The sequence below is a fragment of the Pantoea sp. Ap-967 genome (assembly GCF_011752565.1).
Taxonomy (GTDB): Bacteria; Pseudomonadota; Gammaproteobacteria; order Pseudomonadales; family Pseudomonadaceae; genus Aquipseudomonas.
The window spans coordinates 202,636-226,899 of the sequence record NZ_VWXK01000003.1 but is presented as its reverse complement, the minus strand read 5'-3'; the positions used below and the strand labels follow the sequence as shown (position 1 = coordinate 226,899).

27 protein-coding genes and 1 tRNA gene are annotated in these 24,264 nt (G+C 64.6%); 14 read left to right on the top strand and 14 right to left on the bottom strand.

Going from position 1 to position 24,264, the window contains the following annotated elements; translation table 11 throughout:
- Positions 1–58: 58 nt before the first annotated feature.
- Positions 59–1,018, bottom strand: a complete 960-nt coding sequence (locus F3J45_RS05365) for an alpha/beta hydrolase (RefSeq protein WP_167058436.1) — start codon at positions 1,016–1,018, stop codon at positions 59–61.
- A 177-nt stretch (positions 1,019–1,195) separates the two neighbouring features.
- Here F3J45_RS05365 and aroC point away from each other — a divergent pair, with 177 nt between their 5' ends.
- The 3 genes from aroC to F3J45_RS05350 all read left to right on the top strand — a co-directional run bounded on the left by aroC (position 1,196) and on the right by F3J45_RS05350 (position 4,089).
- Positions 1,196–2,287 (top strand): chorismate synthase, encoded by a 1,092-nt coding sequence (aroC, locus tag F3J45_RS05360; protein ID WP_167058433.1) that lies wholly within the window; start codon positions 1,196–1,198, stop codon positions 2,285–2,287.
- A gap of 111 nt (positions 2,288–2,398) precedes the next feature.
- Positions 2,399–3,556 (top strand): MFS transporter, encoded by a 1,158-nt coding sequence (locus tag F3J45_RS05355; RefSeq protein ID WP_167058430.1) that lies wholly within the window; start codon positions 2,399–2,401, stop codon positions 3,554–3,556.
- Positions 3,553–4,089 (top strand): cupin domain-containing protein, encoded by a 537-nt coding sequence (locus tag F3J45_RS05350; RefSeq protein WP_167058427.1) that lies wholly within the window; start codon positions 3,553–3,555, stop codon positions 4,087–4,089. The genes F3J45_RS05355 and F3J45_RS05350 overlap by 4 nt, the downstream gene beginning before the upstream one ends.
- 110 nt (positions 4,090–4,199) lie before the next feature.
- Here the strand turns inward: F3J45_RS05350 and F3J45_RS05345 are convergent, their stop codons facing one another.
- Positions 4,200–4,472, bottom strand: coding sequence for a DUF3509 domain-containing protein (locus tag F3J45_RS05345; protein WP_167058424.1), 273 nt, complete (start codon positions 4,470–4,472; stop codon positions 4,200–4,202).
- 267 nt (positions 4,473–4,739) lie between these two features.
- On the opposite strand from F3J45_RS05345, the gene F3J45_RS05340 reads away from it, so the two are divergent.
- The 6 genes from F3J45_RS05340 to F3J45_RS05315 all read left to right on the top strand — a co-directional run bounded on the left by F3J45_RS05340 (position 4,740) and on the right by F3J45_RS05315 (position 9,405).
- On the top strand, positions 4,740–5,258 hold the full coding sequence (locus F3J45_RS05340; protein WP_167058421.1) for an ankyrin repeat domain-containing protein: 519 nt from the start codon (positions 4,740–4,742) through the stop codon (positions 5,256–5,258).
- A gap of 59 nt (positions 5,259–5,317) precedes the next feature.
- A complete protein-coding gene (locus F3J45_RS05335; RefSeq protein WP_167058417.1) occupies positions 5,318–5,848 on the top strand; it encodes a hypothetical protein in 531 nt (176 codons plus the stop codon).
- A 125-nt stretch (positions 5,849–5,973) separates the two neighbouring features.
- A complete protein-coding gene (locus tag F3J45_RS05330; protein WP_167058414.1) occupies positions 5,974–6,165 on the top strand; it encodes a PLDc N-terminal domain-containing protein in 192 nt (63 codons plus the stop codon).
- Positions 6,166–6,320: 155 nt separating this feature from the next.
- Positions 6,321–8,375 carry an LTA synthase family protein gene (locus F3J45_RS05325; protein ID WP_167058411.1) on the top strand — a complete coding sequence of 685 codons (2,055 nt, stop codon included), beginning with the start codon at positions 6,321–6,323 and terminating at the stop codon, positions 8,373–8,375.
- A gap of 275 nt (positions 8,376–8,650) precedes the next feature.
- Positions 8,651–8,887: a hypothetical protein gene (locus F3J45_RS05320; protein WP_167058409.1), complete on the top strand. Its 237-nt coding sequence runs from the start codon at positions 8,651–8,653 to the stop codon at positions 8,885–8,887.
- 185 nt (positions 8,888–9,072) lie between these two features.
- Positions 9,073–9,405 carry a ribonuclease E inhibitor RraB gene (locus F3J45_RS05315; protein WP_167058406.1) on the top strand — a complete coding sequence of 111 codons (333 nt, stop codon included), beginning with the start codon at positions 9,073–9,075 and terminating at the stop codon, positions 9,403–9,405.
- A 78-nt stretch (positions 9,406–9,483) separates the two neighbouring features.
- Here the strand turns inward: F3J45_RS05315 and F3J45_RS05310 are convergent, their stop codons facing one another.
- Positions 9,484–10,284: a cytochrome c gene (locus F3J45_RS05310; protein ID WP_167058403.1), complete on the bottom strand. Its 801-nt coding sequence runs from the start codon at positions 10,282–10,284 to the stop codon at positions 9,484–9,486.
- 66 nt (positions 10,285–10,350) lie between these two features.
- Positions 10,351–10,635, bottom strand: a complete 285-nt coding sequence (locus F3J45_RS05305) for a hypothetical protein (protein WP_167057890.1) — start codon at positions 10,633–10,635, stop codon at positions 10,351–10,353.
- Between the two features lie 174 nt (positions 10,636–10,809).
- On the opposite strand from F3J45_RS05305, the gene F3J45_RS05300 reads away from it, so the two are divergent.
- Complete coding sequence (locus F3J45_RS05300) at positions 10,810–11,544, top strand: amidotransferase (RefSeq protein ID WP_167058401.1); 735 nt, start codon at positions 10,810–10,812, stop codon at positions 11,542–11,544.
- A gap of 75 nt (positions 11,545–11,619) precedes the next feature.
- Here the strand turns inward: F3J45_RS05300 and F3J45_RS05295 are convergent, their stop codons facing one another.
- The 3 genes from F3J45_RS05295 to F3J45_RS05285 all read right to left on the bottom strand — a co-directional run bounded on the left by F3J45_RS05295 (position 11,620) and on the right by F3J45_RS05285 (position 14,198).
- Positions 11,620–12,591, bottom strand: a complete 972-nt coding sequence (locus tag F3J45_RS05295) for a magnesium and cobalt transport protein CorA (protein WP_167058398.1) — start codon at positions 12,589–12,591, stop codon at positions 11,620–11,622.
- Between the two features lie 64 nt (positions 12,592–12,655).
- Positions 12,656–13,375 carry a 1-acyl-sn-glycerol-3-phosphate acyltransferase gene (locus F3J45_RS05290; protein WP_167058394.1) on the bottom strand — a complete coding sequence of 240 codons (720 nt, stop codon included), beginning with the start codon at positions 13,373–13,375 and terminating at the stop codon, positions 12,656–12,658.
- A 133-nt stretch (positions 13,376–13,508) separates the two neighbouring features.
- On the bottom strand, positions 13,509–14,198 hold the full coding sequence (locus F3J45_RS05285) for a crotonase/enoyl-CoA hydratase family protein (protein WP_167058391.1): 690 nt from the start codon (positions 14,196–14,198) through the stop codon (positions 13,509–13,511).
- Positions 14,199–14,488: 290 nt separating this feature from the next.
- On the opposite strand from F3J45_RS05285, the gene F3J45_RS05280 reads away from it, so the two are divergent.
- A tRNA-Ser gene (locus F3J45_RS05280) sits at positions 14,489–14,578 on the top strand.
- A 216-nt stretch (positions 14,579–14,794) separates the two neighbouring features.
- On the opposite strand, the gene F3J45_RS05275 is transcribed toward F3J45_RS05280, so the two are convergent.
- From F3J45_RS05275 to F3J45_RS05265, 3 genes are all read right to left on the bottom strand, one after another.
- A complete protein-coding gene (locus F3J45_RS05275) occupies positions 14,795–16,933 on the bottom strand; it encodes a TonB-dependent siderophore receptor (RefSeq protein ID WP_167058387.1) in 2,139 nt (712 codons plus the stop codon).
- Positions 16,934–17,081: 148 nt separating this feature from the next.
- Positions 17,082–17,459 carry a hypothetical protein gene (locus F3J45_RS05270; protein ID WP_167058384.1) on the bottom strand — a complete coding sequence of 126 codons (378 nt, stop codon included), beginning with the start codon at positions 17,457–17,459 and terminating at the stop codon, positions 17,082–17,084.
- A gap of 121 nt (positions 17,460–17,580) precedes the next feature.
- On the bottom strand, positions 17,581–18,768 hold the full coding sequence (locus F3J45_RS05265; RefSeq protein WP_167058381.1) for an MFS transporter: 1,188 nt from the start codon (positions 18,766–18,768) through the stop codon (positions 17,581–17,583).
- A 103-nt stretch (positions 18,769–18,871) separates the two neighbouring features.
- Between F3J45_RS05265 and F3J45_RS05260 the strand changes: the two genes are divergently transcribed.
- Positions 18,872–19,753 carry a LysR family transcriptional regulator gene (locus F3J45_RS05260; RefSeq protein ID WP_167058378.1) on the top strand — a complete coding sequence of 294 codons (882 nt, stop codon included), beginning with the start codon at positions 18,872–18,874 and terminating at the stop codon, positions 19,751–19,753.
- Between the two features lie 182 nt (positions 19,754–19,935).
- On the opposite strand, the gene F3J45_RS05255 is transcribed toward F3J45_RS05260, so the two are convergent.
- The 3 genes from F3J45_RS05255 to F3J45_RS05245 form a co-directional block, all read right to left on the bottom strand.
- Entirely contained in the window at positions 19,936–20,685 is a 750-nt protein-coding gene (locus tag F3J45_RS05255) for a 3-oxoacyl-ACP reductase family protein (RefSeq protein WP_167058375.1), read from the bottom strand.
- 149 nt (positions 20,686–20,834) lie between these two features.
- Positions 20,835–21,305 (bottom strand): GreA/GreB family elongation factor, encoded by a 471-nt coding sequence (locus F3J45_RS05250; RefSeq protein ID WP_167058371.1) that lies wholly within the window; start codon positions 21,303–21,305, stop codon positions 20,835–20,837.
- 2 nt (positions 21,306–21,307) lie between these two features.
- Complete coding sequence (locus F3J45_RS05245; protein WP_167058368.1) at positions 21,308–21,715, bottom strand: hypothetical protein; 408 nt, start codon at positions 21,713–21,715, stop codon at positions 21,308–21,310.
- Between the two features lie 131 nt (positions 21,716–21,846).
- Between F3J45_RS05245 and earP the strand changes: the two genes are divergently transcribed.
- Positions 21,847–22,980: an elongation factor P maturation arginine rhamnosyltransferase EarP gene (gene earP, locus F3J45_RS05240; protein ID WP_167058365.1), complete on the top strand. Its 1,134-nt coding sequence runs from the start codon at positions 21,847–21,849 to the stop codon at positions 22,978–22,980.
- A gap of 48 nt (positions 22,981–23,028) precedes the next feature.
- Positions 23,029–23,598: an elongation factor P gene (efp, locus tag F3J45_RS05235; RefSeq protein ID WP_013971530.1), complete on the top strand. Its 570-nt coding sequence runs from the start codon at positions 23,029–23,031 to the stop codon at positions 23,596–23,598.
- A gap of 177 nt (positions 23,599–23,775) precedes the next feature.
- Here efp and F3J45_RS05230 read toward each other — a convergent pair whose 3' ends face one another.
- Positions 23,776–24,204: an organic hydroperoxide resistance protein gene (locus F3J45_RS05230; RefSeq protein WP_167058362.1), complete on the bottom strand. Its 429-nt coding sequence runs from the start codon at positions 24,202–24,204 to the stop codon at positions 23,776–23,778.
- Positions 24,205–24,264 lie beyond the last annotated feature (60 nt).

Sequence of the window (24,264 nt, the reverse complement as noted above, 5' to 3'; positions counted from 1 at the left end):
AGCGGCCCCGAATCGCACCAATACCGCGTTATCGGCAGCCGCTGCCGATGTTTGAGGGTCAGGCCGAGGGCAACTGGTGAATGAAGCTGACCACCCGTTCACCCAGCTCACGTGCCAGTGGCAGCGCTGGGTTGAGGTAGCTGTCGCGCTGCTGGCGCATGCTTTTCGGGCTGATGCGCAGCATATGGTTCATACCATCGATCAGCACCAGCTGGGCGTCTGGTTTGGCTGCCTTGAGGCGCTGGGCATCGGCCACATCGACCTGCACGTCGTTGCGGCCTTGGATGATCAGCGCGGGCATCGGCAGGCGGGCGAAGGCCTTGGCCGGGTCTTGCTGGAACAGCGAAATCAGGTAGGGCTGCACGCTGGGGCGAAACACCTGGCGCAACGGTGCCGGCACATCCAGGCTGGTTTGCCCGGCCTGCAGGCGGTCGAGCAGGGCGCTGCCGCGCGCCAGTTGCGCGGCCGGCATGCGCTGGGCCAGTTGCTCGCGCAGCACGTCGGCCATTGGCCGGCCGCTGCCGGCCAGGGTAATCACCGCGCTGGCGCCGGCACGTTCGGCGGCCAGGCTTGCGATCAGCGCGCCTTCACTGTGGCCCACCAGGATCAGCGGGCCAAAGCGTGGGTCGGCCTTGAGCTGGCGGCTCCAGGCCACCACGTCGTCGACGTAGCGCTGCACGCTGAGGTCGCGCTCATCCGGCGCTGCCGGCTGGCTGGCGGCCACGCCGCGCTTGTCGAAGCGCACACTGGCGATGTGCGCGTTGGCCAGCAGCAAGGCCAGGCGCTTGAGGTTGTCGATGCGCCCGGAGGCCGGGTTGTTGCCATCGCGGTCGGTGGGGCCGGAACCTGCAATGATCAGCACCACCGGAGGCGGCACGGCCTGCTGGGGCAGCAGCAGGCTGCCATGCAGCACACCCTGGCCGGTATCGAGGTCGATGGGGCGTTGCGACACGGTGGGGGCGGCCTGGGCCAGGCCGGTGCACAGCAGGAGCAGCAGGGCGACGAAGCGCGACATCATGCGGTACTACAGTGGGGAGATGAGGGTTTGACCCAGTGATTGGGGGAAGGTTCGCTGCTCAACGACGTGGCCATCCCGCAGGCGCGGGCTTGCCCCACGAAGAGGCCCGCACAGGCGGCCATTCCATCTGTATACTGCCCGCTTTCGATCACTTCAGGCAGAACTCGCGGAGCGTCCATGTCCGGCAATACCTACGGCAAGCTGTTCACTGTCACCACCGCAGGCGAAAGCCATGGCCCGGCGTTGGTCGCCATTGTCGATGGCTGCCCGCCAGGCCTGGACATCTCCCTTGCCGACCTGCAGCGTGACCTCGACCGGCGCAAGCCCGGCACCAGCCGGCACACCACCCAGCGCCAGGAAGCCGACGAGGTGGAAATCCTCTCCGGCGTGTTCGAAGGCCGCACCACCGGTTGCTCGATCGGCCTGCTGATCCGCAATACCGACCAGAAGTCCAAGGACTACTCGGCGATCAAGGACCTGTTCCGCCCCGCCCACGCCGACTACACCTACCACCACAAGTACGGCATCCGCGACTACCGCGGCGGTGGCCGCAGCTCGGCGCGTGAAACCGCCATGCGCGTGGCGGCCGGCGCCATCGCCAAGAAATACCTGGCTACCCAGGGCATCCAGGTGCGCGGCTACATGAGCCAGCTGGGCCCCATCGAAATCCCGTTCAAGACCTGGGACTCGGTGGAAGAAAACGCCTTCTTCAGCCCCGACCCAAGCAAGGTGCCGGAACTGGAGGCCTACATGGACCAGCTGCGCCGTGACCAGGACTCGGTGGGCGCGAAGATCACCGTGGTGGCCGAAGGCGTGATGCCGGGCCTGGGCGAGCCGATCTTCGACCGCCTGGATGCCGAACTGGCCCACGCGCTGATGAGCATCAACGCGGTCAAGGGCGTGGAGATCGGCGCCGGCTTCGCCAGCGTCAGCCAGCGTGGCACCGAGCACCGCGACGAACTGACCCCGGAAGGCTTCCTCAGCAACAACGCCGGCGGCATCCTCGGTGGCATCAGCTCGGGCCAGCCGATCGTCGCGCACCTGGCGCTCAAGCCAACGTCCAGCATCACCGTGCCGGGCCGCTCGATCGATGTGCACGGCAACCCGGTGGATGTGATCACCAAGGGCCGCCACGACCCGTGCGTGGGCATTCGCGCCACGCCTATCGCCGAGGCAATGATGGCCATCGTGCTGATGGACCACCTGCTGCGCCACCGTGCGCAGAATGCCGATGTGAACGTCGCCACCCCGGTGCTGGGCCAGCTCTGATTTAGCCAGGGCCGGCCTGTTCGCGGGGCAAGCCCGCTCCTACACACCTCTTTTTTGTAGGAGCGGGCTTGCCCCGCGAAGAGGCCGGCACAGGCAGCCAAAAGGCCCCCCATGTCCCAAATCCCCTACTGGCGCCTGTCCAGCTTCTACCTCTGCTACTTCGCCCTGCTGGGCGCCACCGCCCCCTTCCTGGCCCTGTACCTCGACCACCTGGGCTTCCCCCCGGCACGCATCGGCGAGCTGGTGGCCATTCCCATGCTGATGCGCTGCATTGCCCCCAACCTGTGGGGCTGGCTAGGCGACCGCACGGGCCAGCGCCTGCTGATCGTGCGCCTGGGCGCGTTGTCGACCCTGGCCACCTTCTCGCTGATCTTCGTCGGCAAGAGCTACGCCTGGCTGGCGCTGGTAATGGCGTTGCACGCCTTCTTCTGGCACGCGGTGCTGCCGCAGTTCGAGGTCATCACCCTGGCCCACCTGCACGGCCAAACCTCGCGCTACAGCCAGGTGCGCCTGTGGGGCTCGATCGGCTTCATCATCACCGTGGTTGGCCTGGGCCGCCTGTTCGAATGGCTGAGCCTGGACATCTACCCGGTGGCGCTGGTGGCTGTCATGGCCGGCATCTTCGCCGCCAGCCTGTGGGTGCCCAATGCCCAGCCGCTGGAGCATAGCGAGCGCCGCGAGGCGGGCGGCTTCCTGCGCCAGCTGGCCGCACCCGGTGTCATTGCCTTCTATATCTGCGTGGCGTTGATGCAACTCAGCCACGGGCCTTACTACACCTTCCTCACCCTGCACCTGGAGCACCTGGGCTACAGCCGTGGCGCCATTGGCCTGTTGTGGGCGCTGGGGGTGGTGGCCGAGGTGCTGATGTTCATGGTGATGAGCCGTGTGTTCGCGCGGTTCAGCGTGCAGCGGGTGCTGCTGGTGAGCTTCCTGCTGGCTTCGCTGCGCTGGTTGCTGCTGGGTAATCTGGCCGGTGACCCTGCGCTGCTGATTGTCGCCCAGCTGCTGCATGCGGCAACCTTCGGCTGCTTCCACGCCGCGTCCATCGCCTTTGTACAGGCCAGCTTCGGCGCCCGCCAGCAAGGCCAGGGCCAGGCGCTGTATGCGGCGCTGTCGGGCACCGGCGGCGCACTGGGTGCGTTGTATTCGGGCTACAGCTGGAAATTGCTGGGGCCGACCTTCACCTTTGGTATGGCGAGCGCCGCAGCACTGGCGGCAGCCGTTATCATTGCCACTCGTTCGAAACCGACCAGGACCAGCAGCCGATGAGCATCCTCTGTGTTTTCCACCCGTCCAGCCCGGGCTTGCCGAACAAGGTGCTGACCCACCACGACGACATTGCCGCGACCCTGGCCGAGCAGGGCGTGCGCTTCGCTCACCAGCCCCATGCGCTGCGCGTGCGCCCGGGCAGTGCCCAGGGTGAGGTGCTGGAGGCGTGCCGCGCCCACCTTGACCTGTTGATGACCGAGCACGGCAGCGCTGCTTACAGCCTGCTCAACCGCGACGGCGTGGACCCGGCGCAGGTGGATGTGCGCGATGAGCACGTGCATGAGGCCGAGGAAGTGTTCGCCGTGGTCAGCGGGCGTGCCCAGGTGGGGTTGTGCTTGGGCGAGTATGTGTATTCGGTGTTGTGCGAGAAGGGCGACCGGCTGGTGGTGCCGGCAGGGGTGCGGCGTTGGGTGGAGCTGGGGGATACACCGTTTTGCCTGGCGTTTCGATTGTTCGCCAGTGAGCGGGGGGTGGAGCCGCGGTTTACCGGTGATGAGACGGCTCGGGCGTTTCTTGGGATTGACGAGTTGTAGTGCCTGGGCTGGCCTCATCGCGAGCTGCGCTCGCTCCTACCGGGTCGTAATCCGTACCCGTACCCGTAGGAGCGAGCAAAGCTCGCGAAGAGGCCCGTACAGAAAAACCCTTAACGGTAGGTCGGCAAGGCAAACCGCTGCTGGCTCTGCAGCATCGAAATCACTGGCAATTCACTGGCCTGCTCGGCCAAGTCACGGCGAATGGCGCTGATTGCCCAGGACAGTTGCTCGGCACTGTGCAGTTGGCCATAGGTCAGCACGCGGCGGGTCACTTTGCCATCGGCGGCACGCAGGGTCAGCAACACACCACCGTCGGGGCGAGCCTGGGTGGCGACCTGGTAGGCCGAGAACACCGAGACGAACTTTTCCTGGATAAGGTCCATATCAACTCCTGACTGTTGTATTGGCAGACGTGAGTTGACTGTTGCAGTGACCGTGCCAGTAATCGAATTCGGTAAAAACCCAATGAATACAGGTGTTTGCGGCGTTTTTGCAGAAGCACCTTCGTGCAGTCTGCATGGTCGTGCATTTTGCACAGTGCATTTTGCACGGTTGGCCACTTGGCTATCGGCCCCATAGATTCTGAACCTTTGACCCCATGGCCGTGCCTGACAAACACTTGGGCAATCTTTTCTGCCAGGAGGTTCCAGATGTCTGACCAACCCGTCGCCATGACCGATGACGAAACCGCAGCTTTCGCCGAGCAGGTGTTCGACCGCGCCCGCCAGGGCGATGCCCAGATGCTGCAGCGCTTGCTCGCCAGCGGGCTGCCGGCTGACCTGCGCAACCACAAGGGCGACACCCTGCTGATGCTGGCCAGCTACCACGGCCACCTGGAGGCGGCGCGCGTGCTGCTGGAGCATGGCGCCGACCCGCTGATTGCCAACGACAACGGCCAGTTGCCCATTGCCGGCGCAGCGTTCAAGGGCGACCTGGCCATGATCCGCCTGTTGCTGGCGCACGGTGTACCGGTGGATGCCGCCGCCCAGGACGGGCGCACCGCGCTGATGCTGGCGGCCATGTTCAACCGTGGCGAAATCCTCGACTTCCTGTTGGCCCAGGGCGCCGACCCTGCGCACCAGGACGCCCGTGGCGCCACCGCGCTGATGGCGGCACAAACCATGGGGGCGGTGCAGGCCACCGAGCGCCTGCAAGCGCTGGCCGGCTAACCCTGCGGGGGCGTTTGCGGCTATCCTTGGCGCCTTTTCACCCGCCGCAGGCCCCCTTCATGAAAAACCAGTTGCTCGAACTCATCAGCCTCATTGCCGCCGGTTGCATGCGCGATGAGGACATCGAGCGCATCGCCGACGAAGCCGCCCAGGCCTACGCCGACCCCGCCGCCTTCCTTGCCGCCAACCCGGACATCAACTACGACGACAGCTTCCCGATGCCGCTGGGCGAATGGGTGGTGCTCGGCAGCCTGCCGGACACGGTGGTGTTCCAGGCCGACAGCTACCAGGACTTGTTCCAGCACATCAGCGACTCGTTCGACAAGAGCGTGGCGTTCACCCTCAAGCCCAAGCAGCTGGCGCGTACCGAACCGCTGACCGCGCTCAACCGTATCCAGGTACAGATGGGCGCCTTGAACAAGGAAGCCGGGGGCTATGTGCTGCTGAACTTCAGCCAGTTGCTCGACGACGAGGTGCAGATGGTGATGGTGGGGCAGCAGGACCTGGACCGCGTACTGGCCCTGGGGGCCGAGGTGGGCATCAAGCTGGAGCCTGCGCTGGAGGCCCTGAAGGTCGCCGTTCACGTCTGAATCGCATCGCTCCTGCCTGGGTACATGAACCCCGTAGGAGCGAGCGCAGCTCGCGATGCGCCGCGAGGCGCGCAATCCCCAACTATGCTCAGCGCCATGGCTTACGTTCAAAGGAGCGCTGTGCAATGGGGTCCACCTTCAACGGCCTGGTCGGCCTGATCATCCTCGCCCTGGACATCTGGGCGATTCTCAACGTGATCAAGAGCAATGCCGAAATCGGCATCAAGGTGCTGTGGATTCTGCTGATCGCCTTGCTGCCGGTAATTGGCCTTATCATCTGGGCAATTGCCGGCCCCCGGGGCAATGTGCGGCTCTGACCCGGGCGCGGAAGGGCCGGCGCAGACAAAATCTGCAACAGCCCCGTGACAAAATTTTCACATTGGTTTAAACAGAATCCGCACCCGCACAATGCTGCGTTGGTCCAGTACCAGCGCCATCTCCGCAAACCCGCAATCCTAGGACTTCCCCATTCATGGCTAACACGGATGCCTTGAAGCAACAGGGCGCGCGAGCTTTCACGCCGACCTTGAAATCACACCTGGCCTACATGCTGCTCAGCGGCCTGGTGATCATGCTGATGCTCAGCCTGGTGCGCCTGGCGTTGCTGGTCTACAACAGCGACATGATCGGCGACACCCCGTACTCCACCGTTGCCGAAGGCTTCCTCAACGGCCTGCGCTTCGACCTGCGCGTGGTGGTGTACCTGAGCATTCCGCTGTTGCTGGCCACCCTGAGCCCCTGGCTGATGGCCCGGCGCGGGCTGTTCCGCTTCTGGCTGACCATCAGCTCCAGTGTGGTGATGTTCCTTGGCCTGATGGAGATGGACTTCTACCGTGAGTTCCACCAGCGCCTGAACGGCCTGGTGTTCCAATACATCAAGGAAGACCCCAAGACCGTACTGAGCATGCTCTGGTACGGCTTCCCGGTGGTGCGCTACCTGCTGGCCTGGCTGGTCGGCACCTGGTTGCTGAGCCTGCTGTTCAAGGGCATCGATCGCGCCACCCGTGGCTCGGGCCAGCGCGTGGCCGCCTGGTACAACCGCCTGGCGGTGTTCATGGTGATTCTGCTGGTGGCGGTGCTCGCCGCCCGTGGCACCCTGCGCCAAGGCCCGCCGATGCGCTGGGGCGATGCCTTCACCACCGACTCCAACTTCGTCAACCAGCTGGGCCTGAACGGCACCCTGACCCTGATCGACGCTGCCAAGAGCCGCTTCGGCGAAGACCGCGCCAACATCTGGAAGCCGGTGCTCAAGCAGGACCTGGCCACCGACACCGTGCGCAAGCAACTGCTCACCGCCAACGACGTGCTGGTGGATGCCGACGAGGCCGCCGTGCGCCGTGACTTCACCCCGCCAGCCGACCGCACCCTGGCGGTGAAGAACGTCGTGGTGATCCTCATGGAAAGCTTCGCCGGCCATTCGGTAGGCGCCCTGGGCAGCCCGAACAACATCACCCCGTACTTCGACAAGCTGGCCAAGGAAGGCCTGCTGTTCGACCGCTTCTTCTCCAATGGCACCCATACCCACCAGGGTATGTTCGCCACCATGGCCTGCTTCCCCAACCTGCCAGGCTTCGAATACCTGATGCAGACCCCGGAAGGCGGCCACAAGCTGTCGGGCTTGCCGGCACTGCTCAGCGCCCGTGATTACGACGACGTCTACGTGTACAACGGCGACTTCGCCTGGGACAACCAGTCCGGGTTCTTCGGCAACCAGGGCATGACCACCTTCATCGGCCGCAACGACTTCGTGAACCCGGTGTTCTCCGACCCGACCTGGGGCGTGTCCGACCAGGACATGTTCGACCGTGGCAACGAGGAACTGGCCAAGCACGACCAGAAGAAGCCGATCTACGCGCTGCTGCAAACCCTGTCCAACCACACCCCGTACGCGCTGCCGGCGAACCTGCCGGTGGAGAAAGTGACTGGCCAGGGCCGCCTGGACGAGCACTTGACCGCCATGCGCTACTCCGACTGGGCGCTGGGCCAGTTCTTCGAGAAGGCGCGTAAAGAGCCGTACTTCAAGGACACCCTGTTCGTCATCGTCGGCGACCACGGCTTCGGCAACCACCAGCAGGTCACCGAGCTGGACCTGGGCCGCTTCAACGTGCCGCTGCTGCTGATTGCTCCGGGCATCCAGGAGAAATTCGGCGCGGTCGACCACACCGTGGGTACCCAGGTCGACATCGTGCCGACCATCATGGGCCGCCTGGGTGGCGAAACCCGTCACCAGTGCTGGGGCCGCGACCTGCTCAACTTGCCTGCCGGTGACCCGGGCGTGGGCATGATCAAGCCCTCGGGCAGCGAGCAGATCGTGGGCCTGGTCAAGGGTGACCACCTGCTGATCGAGTCCAAGGACATGAGCCCGCGCATGTACCGCTACCAGCTGGGCAGCGAGTTCAAGGCCGAGCTGATCGAAAGCCCAGAGCAGCCGCAAATGCTGCAGCAGCTCGAAGCGTTCATCCAGACGGCGACCAAGAGCCTGCTGGACAACACCGCTGGCGTGGTTCACGGCACACCGAAGAAGTAAGCCCCAGGGCCGCGTTGCGGCCCCTTTCCTGGGCGATACACCTGGTAGGAGCGAGCGCAGCTCGCGATGGGCTGCAAGGCAGCCCCGGCGTAATCAGCCGCGACGCTGAACCTCTGGGGCCGCTGCGCGCCCCATCGCGAGCTACGCTCGCTCCTACCACGCTTGCGCAAACCTCTTGCGAAGAGGCCGGCACAGACTGAACAAATCCCCGCGCCCAAGGTCAAGCATTTACAGGCATCACGTATTCCGTGTCCTTTGCTTGAGAGGGCTATTTAATGAAAGAGTGGGAAGTCATCTTTGCCGATCAGAAGGGCGAGCCGACCACACTGCTGCTTCACGGCGAGCAGTGCCCCAGCGAGGAGGAAGCGGCCCGCGCCATTCGTTCGCACTTGTTTCCGGTCATGGACGAACTGGATCTCAACGACTTCCAGGACCGCGCCCCATCCCCCACCGCCCGATGGCTCAAGGAGCAGAACGGCGTGGTAATCACTCGCATCCAAGAAGCTTCCTGACCTGCAGGTTGGCCCAGGGTTGGCGTAGTGCTATTGCAGGCGCTACGCTACACCCAGGCGCAGGCCTTTTCTGCGGGCCTGCACCTGTTCAATTCGCGTCTTGCATCAGCTCGAACTGCTGGCCCTGCCAGCAGGTGCGTAGTGCACGGAAAGTCTATCCATCGCTTCATTCGGGAGGACGATTCATGAGCAGCCTGAACGACGATATCAGCAGCAATGTCCTGCGCCAGATGAAAGCTGGCGGTTTCGATTTCACCCGTATCCACCCCATCGAGTTCTACGCGGTATTCCCCGACGAAGCCGGCGCCCGGCGTGCGGCTGGGCAGTTTCGCGGCGAGTCGTTGAATGCCCAGGTGCATGAGCGGGACGATGGCGCCTGGCACCTGGAACTGAGCAAGGTCATGTATGCCACCTATGGCGGGATTGGCGACTTCGAGGAGGCCTTCGAGCAGGTTGTTTCGCCCTATGGCGGTGAGGTCGAGGGGTGGGGCGTCAAGCAAGAGCGGCCTATTGCCTGAGGTATTCGCGGGGCACGCCATGCCTGTGTAGGAGCGGGCTTGCCCCGCGAATGGGCTGCCTGGCAGCCCCTGGCAATCTCACCCCCTACGCCCAGCCATGTGCTTGAGGTAAGCCAACAACGCCTCCAGCTCCTGGTCACTCAACACATCCGCGCCAAACCCCGGCATCTTCGCCTGGGGCCAGCGCCGCAACCCCTGCGGGTCGCGAATGTACATCCGCAGGAATTCAGGCCGGAAATACTCGGTGGGGTTATGCGGCACGTTCAGGTCAGGCCCAAACTGCGCATCCCCCGCGCCATTGAGCCGATGGCAGGCCAGGCAGTTCTGCTGGAACAACGAAAACCCCTGGCGCACCGGGTCGTCGGCGGCCAGCTTCGGGTCGGGCAACAACGCCGGAAAGCGTTGCTCCACCGAGGCCAGGCGGCGCAGGGTAGTGATCTGGAAGGGCCACTGCTCGGGGCGAATGCCGCTGGCCTGGGCATGGGTCCATACCAGGTAGAACGGCCCCGCGCTGGGCTTGCCATCGGCCAAAGGTGGCCACGGCTTGCCCGGGTCTTCAACCGCCAGCCAGGCCCGCGCCGGCCCCGCCTGCAGCAAAGGCCCGGCGGGCATCTCGGCGGCGAACCCGTCCAGCGCCACGGCCTGCAGGTGGTCGCCTGCCGTTACCCCTTCAAGCAGCGCCGCCAGGGGCACGGCGCGGTAGTGCATGGCCCGTTTGTAGGCCACATCCTGCTCGATGTCGATCTCGCGCGCCTGCGGGTGCTTGAGCAGCGCCGCGCTGTCCAGGCGGCGCACGGCGCCGCCCAGCTCCAGCTGCAATTGCGCCGCCCACAGGGGCAGGCTGACCAGAAGGGTAAGCAGGGCAAGGCACTGGCGCATAGGCAATCTCCGACCGTCAAGGCCGGCAGGTTACCTGTGCGTTGCCGAAAAAGGCTACAGCCACTGTTAGCCGAACAAGCGTGTCAGGTTCGGCAGAATCAGCAGCAACGTGGTAGCGAATAGAATGAGCCCAGCTTGGCGTAGCTTCGATTGACTGAACATGGCGGACCGCCTTCTTGTTGTTATTCCTGAATACCCGTTGGCTTCCTTGTCGCGTCGCGGGTCGATCGCAGCGGGGCGGGTGGCGCCGTTGCTGCTTGCCTCATGTATGTGGATATAAACCACGCACAGCGCCAGCGTCATCCGTGAGCCAGAACCCTTTGTTCTAAATGCTTGTTGGTTGATCTCCATTGGCTATGAGGCCATGGGCCATCCCGCTGGCATGCTCTGGCTAGACAGCGGCGTATTCACCGTTGGCGTGCCGACGAAATGTGACCGTTCGTCAGTGCGACCTACTTGCTTGTACGTGGCTTTCGCGTCAGTCTCTACAGCAGATTCCCACCCATGTCGTTCAGGACTATCCCTATGTCGTTACGCATCTGCATCCTTGAAACCGATGTCCTGCGACCGGAGTTGACCGCGCAGTACCAGGGCTACGGAAGGATGTTCGAGCAGCTCTTCTCGCGTCAGCCGATCGCCGCCGAGTTTCGTGTGTACAACGTCATGAACGGCGACTACCCGCCCGACAGCGAACGCTTCGATGCCTACCTGGTTACCGGCAGCAAGGCCGACTCGTTCGGCAGCGACCCATGGATCCAGACGCTCAAGGCGTACCTGCTGAAGCTGTACCAGCGTGGCGAGAAACTGCTGGGTGTGTGTTTCGGTCACCAGTTGCTGGCGCTGACCCTGGGTGGCAAGGCCGAACGCGCCGACCAGGGCTGGGGCGTGGGTGTGCACCGCTATTCGCTGGCCGCCCATGCGCCGTGGATGGACCCGCAGGTTGCCGAACTGAGCCTGCTGATCAGCCACCAGGACCAGGTGACCCAGCTGCCCGAAGGCGCCACGGTGATTGCCTCAAGCGATTTCTGCCCGAACGCGGCGTACCACATTGGTGACCAGGTGCTGTGCTTCCAGGGCCACCCGGAGTTCGTGCATGATTATTCGCGGGCGCTGCTGGATGCGCGCCAGGCCTATCTGGGCGACGAGGTGTACCACAAGGCCATCGCCAGCCTGGCTACCGAGCACCAGGGCGACCTGGTAGGGGAGTGGATGCTGCGGTTCATTCAGCAACCCCGCAAGGCAAGCGACAGCGCTGCCTGAGCGAATCGCGAGCTACGCTCGCTCCTACAGGCCTTGCACAGGCCCGGTAGGAGCGAGCGCAGCTCGCGATAGGCCCTAAAGCCAACCCGACTTCTTGAAGCTGGCATACAACCCCGCGCACCCCAGCCCAATCACCCCCAGCACGGCAAAATAGCCGTAATGCCAGCTCAGCTCCGGCATGTTCTGGAAGTTCATCCCATACACCCCGGCAATCGCCGTGGGAAACGCCAGAATCGCCGCCCACGCGGCAAACTTGCGCTGCACGATGCTCTGGCGCGACGACTCCAGCAGCATGCCGATCTCGATGGTTTGGCTGGCGATGTCACGGATACTGGCCAGGTCTTCCATCTGCCGGGTGACGTGAATCTGCACATCCTTGAAGTACGGGCGCATGTTCTTGTCGATGAACGGGAAGCTCAGGCGTTGCAGTTCCTCGCTCACTTCCACCATCGGCGCCACGTAGCGGCGCAGGCGCAAGATGTCGCGGCGCAGGCTGTGCAGGCGGCGGATGTCGTCTTCCTGCAAGGAATTGCTGAGCACGCTCTGCTCCAGCTCCTCGATCTCGCCATGAATGGCCTCGCTCACCGGCTGGTAGTTCTCGGTCACGAAGTCGAGCAACGCATACAGCACGAAGTCTTCGCCATGCTCCAGCAGCAGCGGGCGTGCCTCGCAGCGCTGGCGTACCAGGGCATAGGATTTCGAGTGGCCGTTGCGGCAGGTGATGATGTAGCCGTTGCCGGCGAAGATGTGGGTTTCGATGAACTCCAGCTTGCCTTCATGGCGTACCGGCGAGTAGGTGACGATGAACAGCGCGTCACCAAAGGTTTCAAGCTTCGGCCGGCTGTGCTTTTCCAGCGCGTCCTCGATGGCCAGTTCGTGCAGGTTGAACTGGCACTGCAGGTTGGCCAGCTCCTCGGCGTTGGGTTCTTCCAGGCCGATCCACACGAAATGCCCCGGCTTGCGTGCCCACTCGCTGCCTTCATCGATATTGATATTGGTGACCTTCCTGCCGGCGGCATACACCGCCGATGCCACGACTCGTCCCATGGTGATCCACTTATTCGGTTGCAGACGCCCTACAGCTTAACCCCTGGGGGGGAGCAGCGCCCGCCTAGGGCTCCACCAATTCCCGTTCCATATGGTCGATGCAATGCTGCATCTGGCTGCGGCACTGCTCGATCAACGCGGGCAGGTCTTGCTGGCCGAGGCCGGCAGTCGCAATGGGCGGCAACGAGCGAACGATCACCGTGCGCCGCCGCCAGCTGTTCAGGCTCAGGCGCCGGGCATAGCGGCTGACGCACACCGGCACGATTGGCACGCCGGCTTCGACGGCCATGTGGAACGCGCCTTTCTTGAAGGCCAGCAACTGCTGTTCGGGGTTGCGCGTGCCTTCCGGGAAAATCCAGATCGAGGTGTCGTCGCGCAGTATGCGTGTGGTGGTTTGCATCGCCTTGCGCGCCTGGTAGGCGTTCTTGCGGTCGACCAGCACGTTGCCACCCAGCCAGAACAACTGGCCGAACAGTGGAATCCAGCCCAGGCTTTTCTTGCCGATGGCCACGGTGCGTTGCGGCACCACATGGCCGAGCACGAACAGGTCGAAGTTGGATTGGTGGTTGGCGACGATCACGCAGCCAGGTGGCTGGTCCCACAGCGGGCCGACCTCGGCCTTGACCTTGATGCGCAGCAGCCAGGTGGCCGGCAGGCTGTAGAGGCGGGCGAATACCCGGCTGTTGTCGCGGTTGAACGGGCGCAGCAGGCCAATCAGCAGGCCGATGGCCCCCACCAGCACGAAGTGCAACGCCAACAGGAACATGCGAAGGGAGTAGAGCATGGTACGACTCACACCAGACAGTCGCGGGGCAGTGTACGGGTGTGCACTGGCTGGGGCAAACCTTGGTGTCAGCCTGGGCGGGCCCTATCGCGACCTGCGGTCGCTCCTACCAGTCGCGATGGGGCCTGCGAGGTCACCCCATATGCCCTTGGTCGAGCAAGATCGCTTCGTCCAGGGTATCGAGCAACGCCTTGCGCACCTTCAGCTTGGTGTTCTTGTGCGCCAGCATGTTCAGCTTCTTCAATTCCCGGGCAACGCCCTGGGCCGCTTCCAACAGCTGTTCGGCTGGCACCACCCGGTCGAGGAACCCGGCCTCCAGGGCCTCCTTGGGTGCGAACATCTCGGCGTTGATCACCGAACGGTGGAAGGCCGCGCGGCCCAGGCGGTCGCGCGCCAGTTCGATGCCGGCGTGGTGCATGGTCATGCCGATCTGCACTTCGTTCAGGCCAATCTTGTACGGCCCTTCGACGCCGATGCGGTAGTCAGCCGACAGCAGCAGGAACGCGCCCTTGGCCACGGCATGGCCAGGGCAGGCGACGATCACCGGGAACGGGTGCGCCAGCAGGCGGCGTGCCAGGGTGGAGCCAGCCGTCACCAGGGCCACGGCTTCCTTGGGGCCGGAGGTCATCACCTTGAGGTCGTAACCGCCGGAAAGGATGCCCGGCTGGCCGGTGATGATCACCACCGCGCGGTCCTGCACGGCGCGGTCGAGCGCGGCATTGAAGGCCGCGATGACATCCGGCGAGATGGCGTTGACCTTGCCGTTGTTCAGGGTCAGGGTGGCGATGCCGTCTTCGGCGTGGTAGGTAATCAGCTCGCTCATGGCAGAGTCCTTTGGGGGGCGTGGCGACGACGTTACCCAGCGCCGCGGGCCAGGTAAAGCGGCAAGGCTGACTGGCCAGTCAGCGGCGGCGCCCTATGCCTTGCCGGGCGAGGGCAGGGCGCTGGCGCCGGGTAAAAGCGCAGGCGAGATTGGCAGCTTTGCCCTGGCAACCTGCGCGTTTCAGTGGTTTGGCATAAATACATGAAAAATTTGAAAAAAATGCTTGCCAAAGAAAAGCTCTTCCACTAAATTAGCGCGCCTCGACAGGGTGAATGCCTTGAAGGGAAAACGGTGAAGTGTCCGAGTGGTCGAAGGAGCACGCCTGGAAAGTGTGTATACGAGAAATCGTATCAAGGGTTCAAATCCCTTCTTCACCGCCACATTCTGCGAAGAGCCCCCGAACTGAAAAGTTCGGGGGCTTTTTGCTTTCTGGCACCTGCTCCCCAGGCCCCCTGGTAGGAGCTCGCGATGCGCCGCTTGCGGCGCTCGATCTCAACCCCAGCGCCTCTCCATGGAACTAGCGCCGCGCGCGGCGCATCGCGAGCTGCGCTCGCTCCTACATGGAGATCGGCGGCCTGGGGGAGAATAGGGGGCGGTTAGAAACTCACCGACGCCGACAACCGTGCCGTGCGCGGCGCGCCCTGGAACAGGTAGTTGTCGCCCAGGTAATCGCCCACATCGCGCCAGTAGCGTTTGTCGAAGACGTTATCCACGGTCAGGCGCAGCACCGTGTCATACCCCCCGATCTGCGTGCGATAGCGGCTGCCCACATCGAACACGGTGTACCCGCCCACCTGCACATTGCCCGCCTGGCTCGCATACTTGCTGGCGCTGTAGCGTGCCCCGCCAAGCAACGCCAGGCCTGGCACCGGCAGGCTGTAGTCGGCCTGCAGCGCCGCGCGCAAGCGCGGTACGTTGATCGCCTGGTGCCCTTCGTAGGCCTCTGTGCCGCTGTTGTGCACCCGTGCGCGAATCGCCGCGGCGCTGGCCTGCAGCTGCAGGTTCGAGGTTACCCAGCCACTGGCGCCCAGCTCCAGGCCGATGTTCTTCTGCTGGCCCTGCTGCACGTAGCTGAAACTGCCATCCCCTTCAGGGCGCGCATACTGGTAAGCCTGGCGCAGCTGGAACAGCGCCGCACTGAAGCTCATGCGCTGCCAGTCCTGCTTGATACCCAGCTCCAGTTGGTGGGAGAGAGTAGGGGCCAGAATCTCGGCCGCATTGTTCGCGTACCACGGCGCCGTGCCGCCGGCCGACAGGCCCTTGGCGTAGCTGGCATACAGGGTGGTGTCCGGGCGCGGCTTGTAGATCAGCGCAGCGTTTGGCAGCAACTGGTACTGGCGGGTATGCCGGCCGGCGTTGCCGTCCTCGTCCCAGGTGCGTTCGTCCAGGCGTATTTCGCGGGCGCCGATCACGGTCTGCCACTGCTCGTTGAAGGTGATCCGGTCGCTGGCGAACAGGCCGTATTGGCGGCTGTCCAGGCGCCGCTGGCTCGCGCCCACGGGGTCGTCCGACGGGTCCACCGCCGGCGTGCCGGTGTAGATATTGCCGCTGCCTACCAGCGCGTTGTAATACGGGCGCTGGTCGAGGGTGCGGCGCTGGGCGCTGGTGCCCACGGTCAGCGCGTGGCCAACCCCCAGTGCGTCGAAGTGGCCTTCGAGCATGGCCTGGGCTTCGTCGGTGCGGCGGGTGTCGTCGGGGCTGCGGAAGTCGTAGATGTCGTAGTCGCCTTGCGGGCTGAAGTGCGACTGCCAGCCACCCTCGCTGCCCCAGGCGAACGAACTGTAGTCATCGATCACCACCTGGCTGCGCGAAGCGCTCAGGGTGCCGGTCCAGTTGTCGTTGAAGCGGTAGGCGAAACGCCCGCCCAGGTTCAGCGAGTCGTTTTGCACAGGCTTGGCCCACTGTTGGTAGGCCAGGCGGTCGTGCGGGTCGATGCCGTGGGGCAGTTCGCTGCCGCCCAGCAACTGGTAGCCCGGCACCGAGCGCTGTTCGCGGTGCTGGTACTCGGCGTCGAGCTGCAGGGTGGCATTGGGGTTGATCTGCCAGTCGAAGGCCAGCGAGGCGAAGTCGCGCTTGCCATCGGCGTGGTCGACATAGGAGCGGATATCTTCGTGGGCCAGGTTCACCCGCACGCCGAACTGCCGTTCGCTGCCGAACCAGCCGCCCAGGTCGGTGGCCAGGTAGCGCTCGCCCTGGGCATTGGTGGACACGCTGACGCTGCGCACATCGGCGGCGCGCTTGGTCACGTAGTTGATCAGCCCGCCGGGCGCCGAAACGCCGCTTTGCAGGCCGGCCAGGCCCTTGAGCAGTTCAACCTGCTGCTTGTTTTCCAGCGCCACGTTCTGCTCGCCGGCGATGGTCTGGCCGTTGATGCGGTAGCTGCTGGCGGCATTGAGTTCGAAGCCGCGCACGTTGAAGTTTTCGTAGTAGCCGATGGGCGCGTAGCTTTCGCCAACCGAGGCGTCGCTGTGCAGCACTTCGCTGAGCTGGCGCACCTGGCGGTCTTGCAGCAGGGCCTGGCTGAACACGCTGACCGAGGCCGGGGTGTCGAGCAGCGGTGCGGCCTGGAAACCGCCCACGGCCGCCTCGCGGGCCTGGTAGCCGCTGTCGTCGTAGGTGTCGGACACCTGCACGGGGGCCAGGGTGATGCTGTCTTCGGCCAAGCCATGGGGGCTGTGCAAGGCCAGGCCCAGGCTGAGCAGGCTCAGGGGCAGGTGAGGGCGAAGCAGGGGCATGCGGAGGGCGTCCTTGGGGCGAAGACCGCGCAGGCTTCATTCACGGGGCAAGCCCGCTCCTACAACATCCTTGTAGGAGCGGGCTTGCCCCGCGAAAGCGCCGGAACAGGCAAAAAAAGGTGCGCTATCTTACCAGCCCAAAAGCCTTTCAGTCCGCAGCCGGACGCCGATGCTGGCGCCAGGTGTCATCGATTTTCGACCAGGTCTTGCCGTCGGTAATGGCCAGCAGTTTGCGGCCATCCTTGAACGTGGCCAAAAAAGTCACTTCCTCTTCCTTGCCGCCCAGCCAAAGCCCAGCCAGCAAGCCCACCGGGCCGGCCACCAAGGCCCCGGCCATGCCCCAGCCAAGGGCGCTGCCCAGGCTGCGACTCGACTCCAGGCTGGCCAGGCGCAGGTCGACGACGCGGTTGAGTGAAATACGTTCGCCCGGCGAGGGACTGCGTGGGGTCTTGAGCGTGAGCGATCCATTGCGAAACTCGCCTTCACCTTGCAAGAAGTCGCCGGATTGCACCGTGAGTCTTGTCATTGAATGATCCTTCGGGATAGGGCTAGACCAACGCCTACTGAGCGCCGCAGGGGCAGGCAAGTCAACGACAAGACGACGGAGGGTCGTGTGGCGGGTGGCCGCAGCGGCCACCCTGTCCCCTTCAGGCAACGTGCAGGGTCAGCTTGCGCTTGCGCTCCGCCAACCCCCACACCACCAGCGCCACTGCGCCGATGGCCAGGCCTGCTGCCACGATCCCCTGCCATCCCTGGCGCTGGAACAATTGCGTACCCAGCAACGAGCCTAGCGCACCGCCGATGAAGTAGCAGGTAATGTAGCCCGCATTGAGCCGGGTACGGGCTTCGGGGCGCAGGGCGATTACCGCGTTCTGGTTGCTCACGTGCACCAGCTGCACGGCCAGGTCCAGCACCAGCACGCCCACCAGCAAGGCCAGCAGCGAACTTTGCGCAAAGCCCAGCGGCACCCACGCCAGCAACAGCGCCACCAGCCCCACGGTAGTGCCCAGCGACCCTTTGCCGCGGTCGGCCAGGCGCCCGGCCCAGTTGGCCGACAGTGCACCGGCGGCGCCAGCCAGGCCGAACAGGCCGATCACCGCGTCGGAATACTGGTACGGCGGCTGCGCCAGGAGGAAGGCCAGGGGCGTCCAGAACAGCGCGAACAGGCTGAACGACAATAGCCCAAGCAGCGAGCGCAGGCGCAGCACCGGCTCCTCGATGAACAGGCGGAACACCGAGCCGATCAGCGCCGGGTATTTAAGCCCCGCATGGCTATGGTGTTGCGGCAGGCTGCGGTACAGGGCCAGGGCGGTGATTGCCATCAATACCGCGGCCAGTACATAGATGCTGCGCCAGCCGCCCAGTTCGGCCATCAGGCCTGCTGCGGTGCGCGCCAGCAGAATGCCCAGCAGCAGGCCGCTCATCAGCGTGCCCACCGCGCGCCCACGCTGGTGGGGTTCGCTCAAGGTCGCGGCCATGGGCACCAGAATCTGCGCCACCACCGAGAACAGCCCGGTGAGCGCGGTACCCAGAATCAGCCACGGCAGGCTAGGGGAGCAGGCGCTGATCACCAGGCCCAGGGTGGCGATGGCGCTCATCACCACGATCAGCCGGCGCTGTTCGAACAAATCGCCCAGGGGCGCCAGCAGCAACAGGCCGGCGCCGTAGCTCAGCTGGGCGGCGATGACGATGCTGCCAGCGCTCGCGGTGCTCAGGCCGAAGTGCTCGGCGATGCTGTGCAGCAGGGGTTGTGCGTAGTAGTTGCTGGCCACGGCCAGGCCGGTGGCGGTGGCCATCAGCAGGATCAGGGCGCGGCTCAGGGTTGGCGTATTCATGGGGAATCTCGTGGGGCGGTCAATGGTGAGCAGTATCGGGAAGTATCAGGCATGACACCAATGTATAGTTTTCAACCTATTCATCTTGAAAGCAGATAGATCGATGAACCTCAAGCAGCTCGAATACGCCCTGGCCGTTGCCGATACTGGCAGTTTCACCCGCGCTGCCGAGCGCTGCCACGTGGTGCAGTCGGCCCTTAGCCACCAGGTGGCGCGGCTGGAGGCGCAGTTGGGTGTCAGCCTGTTCGAGCGCAGTTCGCGGCGGGTGCGCCTGACCCCGGCGGGTGAAGCCTTCGTGCTCAGCGCCAAGCCAGCGGTGGAGGCCGCCAGGCGCATTGCCGATGACGTGGCGGCGGCCTGCGGCCAGGTACGGGGGCGCTTGTCGATTGGCGAAATCAGTTCGCTGACCGCGCTGGACCTGGTGGAGGTGCTGGCGCTGTTCCATGGCCGTTATCCGCAGGTGGACGTGCGCTGGCTCACCGCCAAGAGCGAGCTGCTGGTGGCGGACGTGTGCGAGCGGCGGCTGGATGTGGGCTTCATTGGCTTGTGGCAGGGCGAGCAACTGCAGGGTGTGCAGCATCGCCTGCTGGCACGCGAAGCGCTGGTGGCCGTGCTGCCGCCCGGGCACCGGCTGGCGGGCAGGGCGCCGCTGGCGTTGGCCGACCTGGCCGACCAGGTATTGGTGGACTTTCCCGAAGGCACCGGCGCGCGGCGCCAGACCGATGAGGCGTTCCAGGCGGCGGGGGTGGTGCGGCGGGTGCAGTTCGAAATTGGCCATATTCGCCTGGTGGAAAAATTCGTGCAGCGGGGCATGGCGGTGGGTTTGGTGCCGGAGCGGGTGGCCCAGGGGTTTCAAGGGGTGGCGGTGGCGGCGCTGGTGGATGCCCCGGTGCGCCACCTGTATGCCGTGTGGGCCCATAGCCCGACCCCGGCGGCGCGGGCGTTTCTGGAGGTGATGGAGCAGAGCCTGGGGGTTGAGGGCTGACCTGGGCGAAGGCATCGCGTTTTCATGCGTTGGCGGTAGGCCCGGTAGGAGCGAGCGCAGCTCGCGATGGGCTGCAAAGCAGCCCCGGCATCCTGGGCTGCGAAGCTGGAAACCCGGGGCCGCTGCGCGCCCCATCGCGAGCTACGCTCGCTCCTACCAAGCGGGTGCAAACCAGGCTGGCCTCAGGCGGCAAACCCACCATCGACCGTCAAACTGGCCCCGGTGATGTAACCGGCCTCAGGCCCGGCCAGGTACGCGACGAAACTGGCAATCTCATCGGCCTGCCCGTACCGCCCAACCGCCATCAACGGAATCAGGCTTTCGGCAAACTCGCCGCTGGCCGGGTTCATGTCGGTGTCCACCGGCCCAGGCTGCAGGTTGTTCACGGTAATCCCCTGTGGCCCCAGGTCACGCGCCATGCCCTTGGTCAGCCCCACCAGCGCCGACTTGCTCATGGCATAGGGCGCGCCGCCGGCGAAGGGCATGCGCTCGGCGTTGGTGCTGCCGATATTGATGATGCGCCCGCCCTGGCCCATATAGCGGGCGGCTGCCTGGCTGGCGACGAACACACTGCGCACGTTGACCGCGAGCGTGCGGTCGAAGTCCGCCAGGTCGAACTCGGCCAGCGGTGCCACGGCCAGCACGCCGGCGTTGTTGACCAGGATATCGAGGCGGCCAAAGGCCTTTACCGCGTCGTCCACCGCCAACTGCAAGGCAGCGGCGTCGGCGCTGTCGGCGCGCAGGGCCAGGGCCTGGCCGCCTGCGGCCTTGACCTCCTCGGCCAGCGCCTCGGCGGGGCCGGCGGAGCTGACGTAGGTAAAGGCTACCTGCGCGCCTTCGCGCGCCAGGCGGCGCACGATGGCGGCGCCGATGCCGCGGGAACCGCCTTGAACGAAGGCCACTTTGCCTTCAAGGGTAAGTGCTTTGGACATGCTGATCTCCTGCTGGAAGCAAGGCCGGATGCCTTGGGGGCGGGGCTGTTCCAGCGTAGTACGCGCAAGCTGACCTTGCCGGTCTTGCGCAAATGTTAAAGGCCGGCGCGATTGCTGTAGGAGCGGGCTTGCCCCGCGAAGAGGCCCTGTCAGGCAACCTCAACGATGTAAAACACCTGCGCCCCCAAGCTCACCTCATCATCAACCCGCTTGCCCACCAACAACTGCCCCAAGGGCGAACGCGGGGTAATGACGGTCACCAGCCCCTCACCTTCACCCACCTTCAGCCCCGCCGCTTCCGGCCCGAGAAACAACCGCCGCCGCCCGCCATCTTCATCTTCCAGGGTCACCAGGTTGCTCACCTGCACCCCACGCGTCGGGTCGTACTCGCGCAACAGCAACTGCTGGTAGGTGACCAGCGCCTGGCGTATTTCGGCCGTGCGCCGCGCCTGCCCGGTGGCCAGGTACGACGCCTCCAGCCCCAGGGTGTCGTACTTGTTCTCGGCAATGTTCTCTTCGGCGGTGGCGGCTTCGTAGGCGGTTTGGGCGGCGCGGCGCAGCACCTCCATGTCGGTTTCCAGGGCCGCGACGATGCGCGTGAGCAGGGTGGCCTTGTTCATGGTCAGTAACAGAACTCCAGCACCGCGGCCTGGCTCTTGTCGGTGGGCGCAGTGCGGTTCTGCGCCAACCAGAACTGGCACTTGGGGCTATTGAGGTTGCGCGGGTTGCCCTGGGCGGCCTCGGCGGCCTGCTGCACTTGCTGCTGGTGCAGGATGTCCTTGTAGCGTTCGAACATCTCGCTCTGCGCATCCTGTGGTGGTTGTGCCACGGGCGCTGAAAGCCTGGCAGCCGGTGGCGTCACGGCTGGCACCACCACCTGGGCGACCGGTTGCACGTGTTCGGGCCACAGCCGCAACGCCAGCCACAGGCTCAGGGCAATGGCCACGGCGCCGAGCCACAGGCCAAAGGCCACGCAGAAAATCAGCTGCAGCGGTTTAAGGGTGATCTTCAGTTCACGGTGGCGCGGCATGGCAGCCTCCTGGCAGGGCGGGTGAAGGTGCCATTGTCGCATGGCCACCGGGTTTTTTCCGTGCGGTGCTTTTGTCGGCGGGCAATTATCCGCAGAATTCGGGGTTTTAGCGCTGGGCGTAGGCAGGGCACATGAAAACCACCTGGGACATCTTCTGCACCGTCGTCGACAACTACGGCGATATCGGCGTTACCTGGCGCCTGGCCCGGCAGTTGGTGGCCGAGCACGGCCTGGCCGTGCGCCTGTGGGTGGACGACCTCAATGCCTTCGTGCCGCTGTGCCCAGGCAGCGACGCCAACTCGGCGCGGCAATGGCAACAGGGCGTGGAGGTGTGCGCCTGGCCTGCCACATGGCAGCCCGCCGAGCCTGCAGACGTGGTGATCGGCGCGTTTGCCTGCCAGTTGCCACCGGCCTACGTCGAGGCGATGCGCGCCCGCACGGTGCCGGTGCTGTGGCTGAACCTCGACTACCTCAGCGCCGAGGCCTGGGTGGAAGGGTGCCATGGCTTGCCCTCTCCCCAGGCCAACGGCCTGCGCAAGGTGTTCTTCTTCCCAGGGTTCACCGCCAAGACCGGCGGCCTGTTGCGCGAAGCCTCGCTGCTGGCGCGCCGGCAGGCCTTCGAACAGTCGGCCGAGGCCCGCACGGCCTTCCTGCAGGGGCTGGGGGTACAGGCTCGGCCCGGTGCATTGCTGATGTCGCTGTTCGCCTATGAAAACGCACAGCTGGGCGGTTGGCTGGATGCGCTGGCCGCCGATGCCGGCCCGGTTCATCTGCTGGTGCCCCAAGGGCGCATCCTTGGCGACCTGGCGCGTTGGCTGGGGGTACAGGCGCTGGCCGTGGGCGAGGTGCACCAGCGCGGCTCGCTGACCGTGCAGGTGCTGCCGTTCGTCAGCCAGGACGACTACGACCGCCTGCTGTGGAGCTGCGGCTTCAACGCCGTGCGCGGCGAAGACTCGTTCGTGCGCGCCCAGTGGGCCGGGTGGCCGATGCTGTGGCACATCTACATCCAGGACGAAAATGCCCACTGGGAAAAGCTCGAAGCCTTCCTTGCGCTTTATCGCCAGGGTTTGTCGGACGACGCCAGCGCGGCACTGATGGCATTGTGGCGCGCCTGGAACATGGACGGCGACATGCACGCGGCCTGGCAAGGCGCCCGCAAACACTGGGCGCAACTGCAGCAGCACGCCCAGGATTGGGCCGCCAGCCAGGCCGCTCGGCCGGACCTTGCCAAGGCGCTGGTACAGTTTTACCGAAATTGGCTATGATATGCGGCCTCGATTTTTATAAATCCATCCAGATTCGGATACTTCGTAATGAAAACTGGTAAAGAACTGAAACCCGGTACCGTACTGCGGATCGACAACGACCCGTGGCTGGTTCAGAAAGCCGAGTTCACCAAGTCCGGTCGCAACAGCGCGATCATGAAGACCAAGCTGAAAAACCTGCTGACCGGCTACAAGACTGAAACCGTCTACGGTGCAGACGACAAGCTGGACGACGTGATCCTGGATCGCAAAGAAGCGACCCTGTCGTTCATCAACGGTGATGAATACACCTTCATGGACACCACCGACTACACCATGTACGAACTGAACGCCGAGGACATCGAAGCCGTTCTGCCGTACATCGAAGAAGGCATGGAAGACGTCTGCGAAGCCGTGTTCTTCGAAGGCCGCCTGGTATCGGTTGAACTGCCGACCACCATCAGCCGCCAGGTTGTCTACACCGAGAACGCTGCTCGCGGCGACACCTCGGGCAAGGTGATGAAGCCTGCCAAGCTGAAGAACGGTACCGAGATCTCGGTTGCCGACTTCATCCAGATCGACGAGTGGATCGACATCGACACTCGCGACAACAGCTTCAAAGGCCGCTCCAAGAAGTAATTCTTCTTGTGAAACGCAAAAAACCCGGCCTTGGCCGGGTTTTTTTTTGATCGTAAAAAGCTACTGCTGTAGGAGCGGGCTTGCCCCGCGAACACCGGCGAAGCCGGTGCCATGCACCGCGGTGCTGGCTTCGCGGGGCAAGCCCGCTCCTACAAGGGGATTGCAGCCCTGCAGGGCTTACACGGTTACGTGCAGGCGGACGTCTACGTTGCCGCGGGTAGCGTTGGAATAAGGGCAGACCTTGTGCGCCTTCTCCACCAGCCCTTCGGCGTCAGCCTGGGCCAGGCCTGGCAGGTTGATGTGCAGGTCGATGTCCAGGCCGAAACCACCTGGAATCTGGCCGATGCCGACCTTGGCAGTGATCGAGGCGTCGGCGGGCAGGGCTTTTTTCTCCTGGCCGGCCACGAACTTCAGGGCACCGATGAAGCAGGCCGAATAACCGGCGGCGAACAGCTGCTCTGGGTTGGTGCCTTCACCGCCAGCGCCGCCCAGTTCCTTGGGGGTGCTCAGCTTGACTTCCAACTTGCCGTCGCTGGCGCGGGATTTACCGTCGCGACCGCCAGTGGAGGTGGCTTCTGCGATGTACAGCGGAGTGACCTTTTGCATCTTGAGCCTCACGTGTGTGCTGTGCGCCCCTGTCGATCAGGTGGCGTCATGTGGATACGG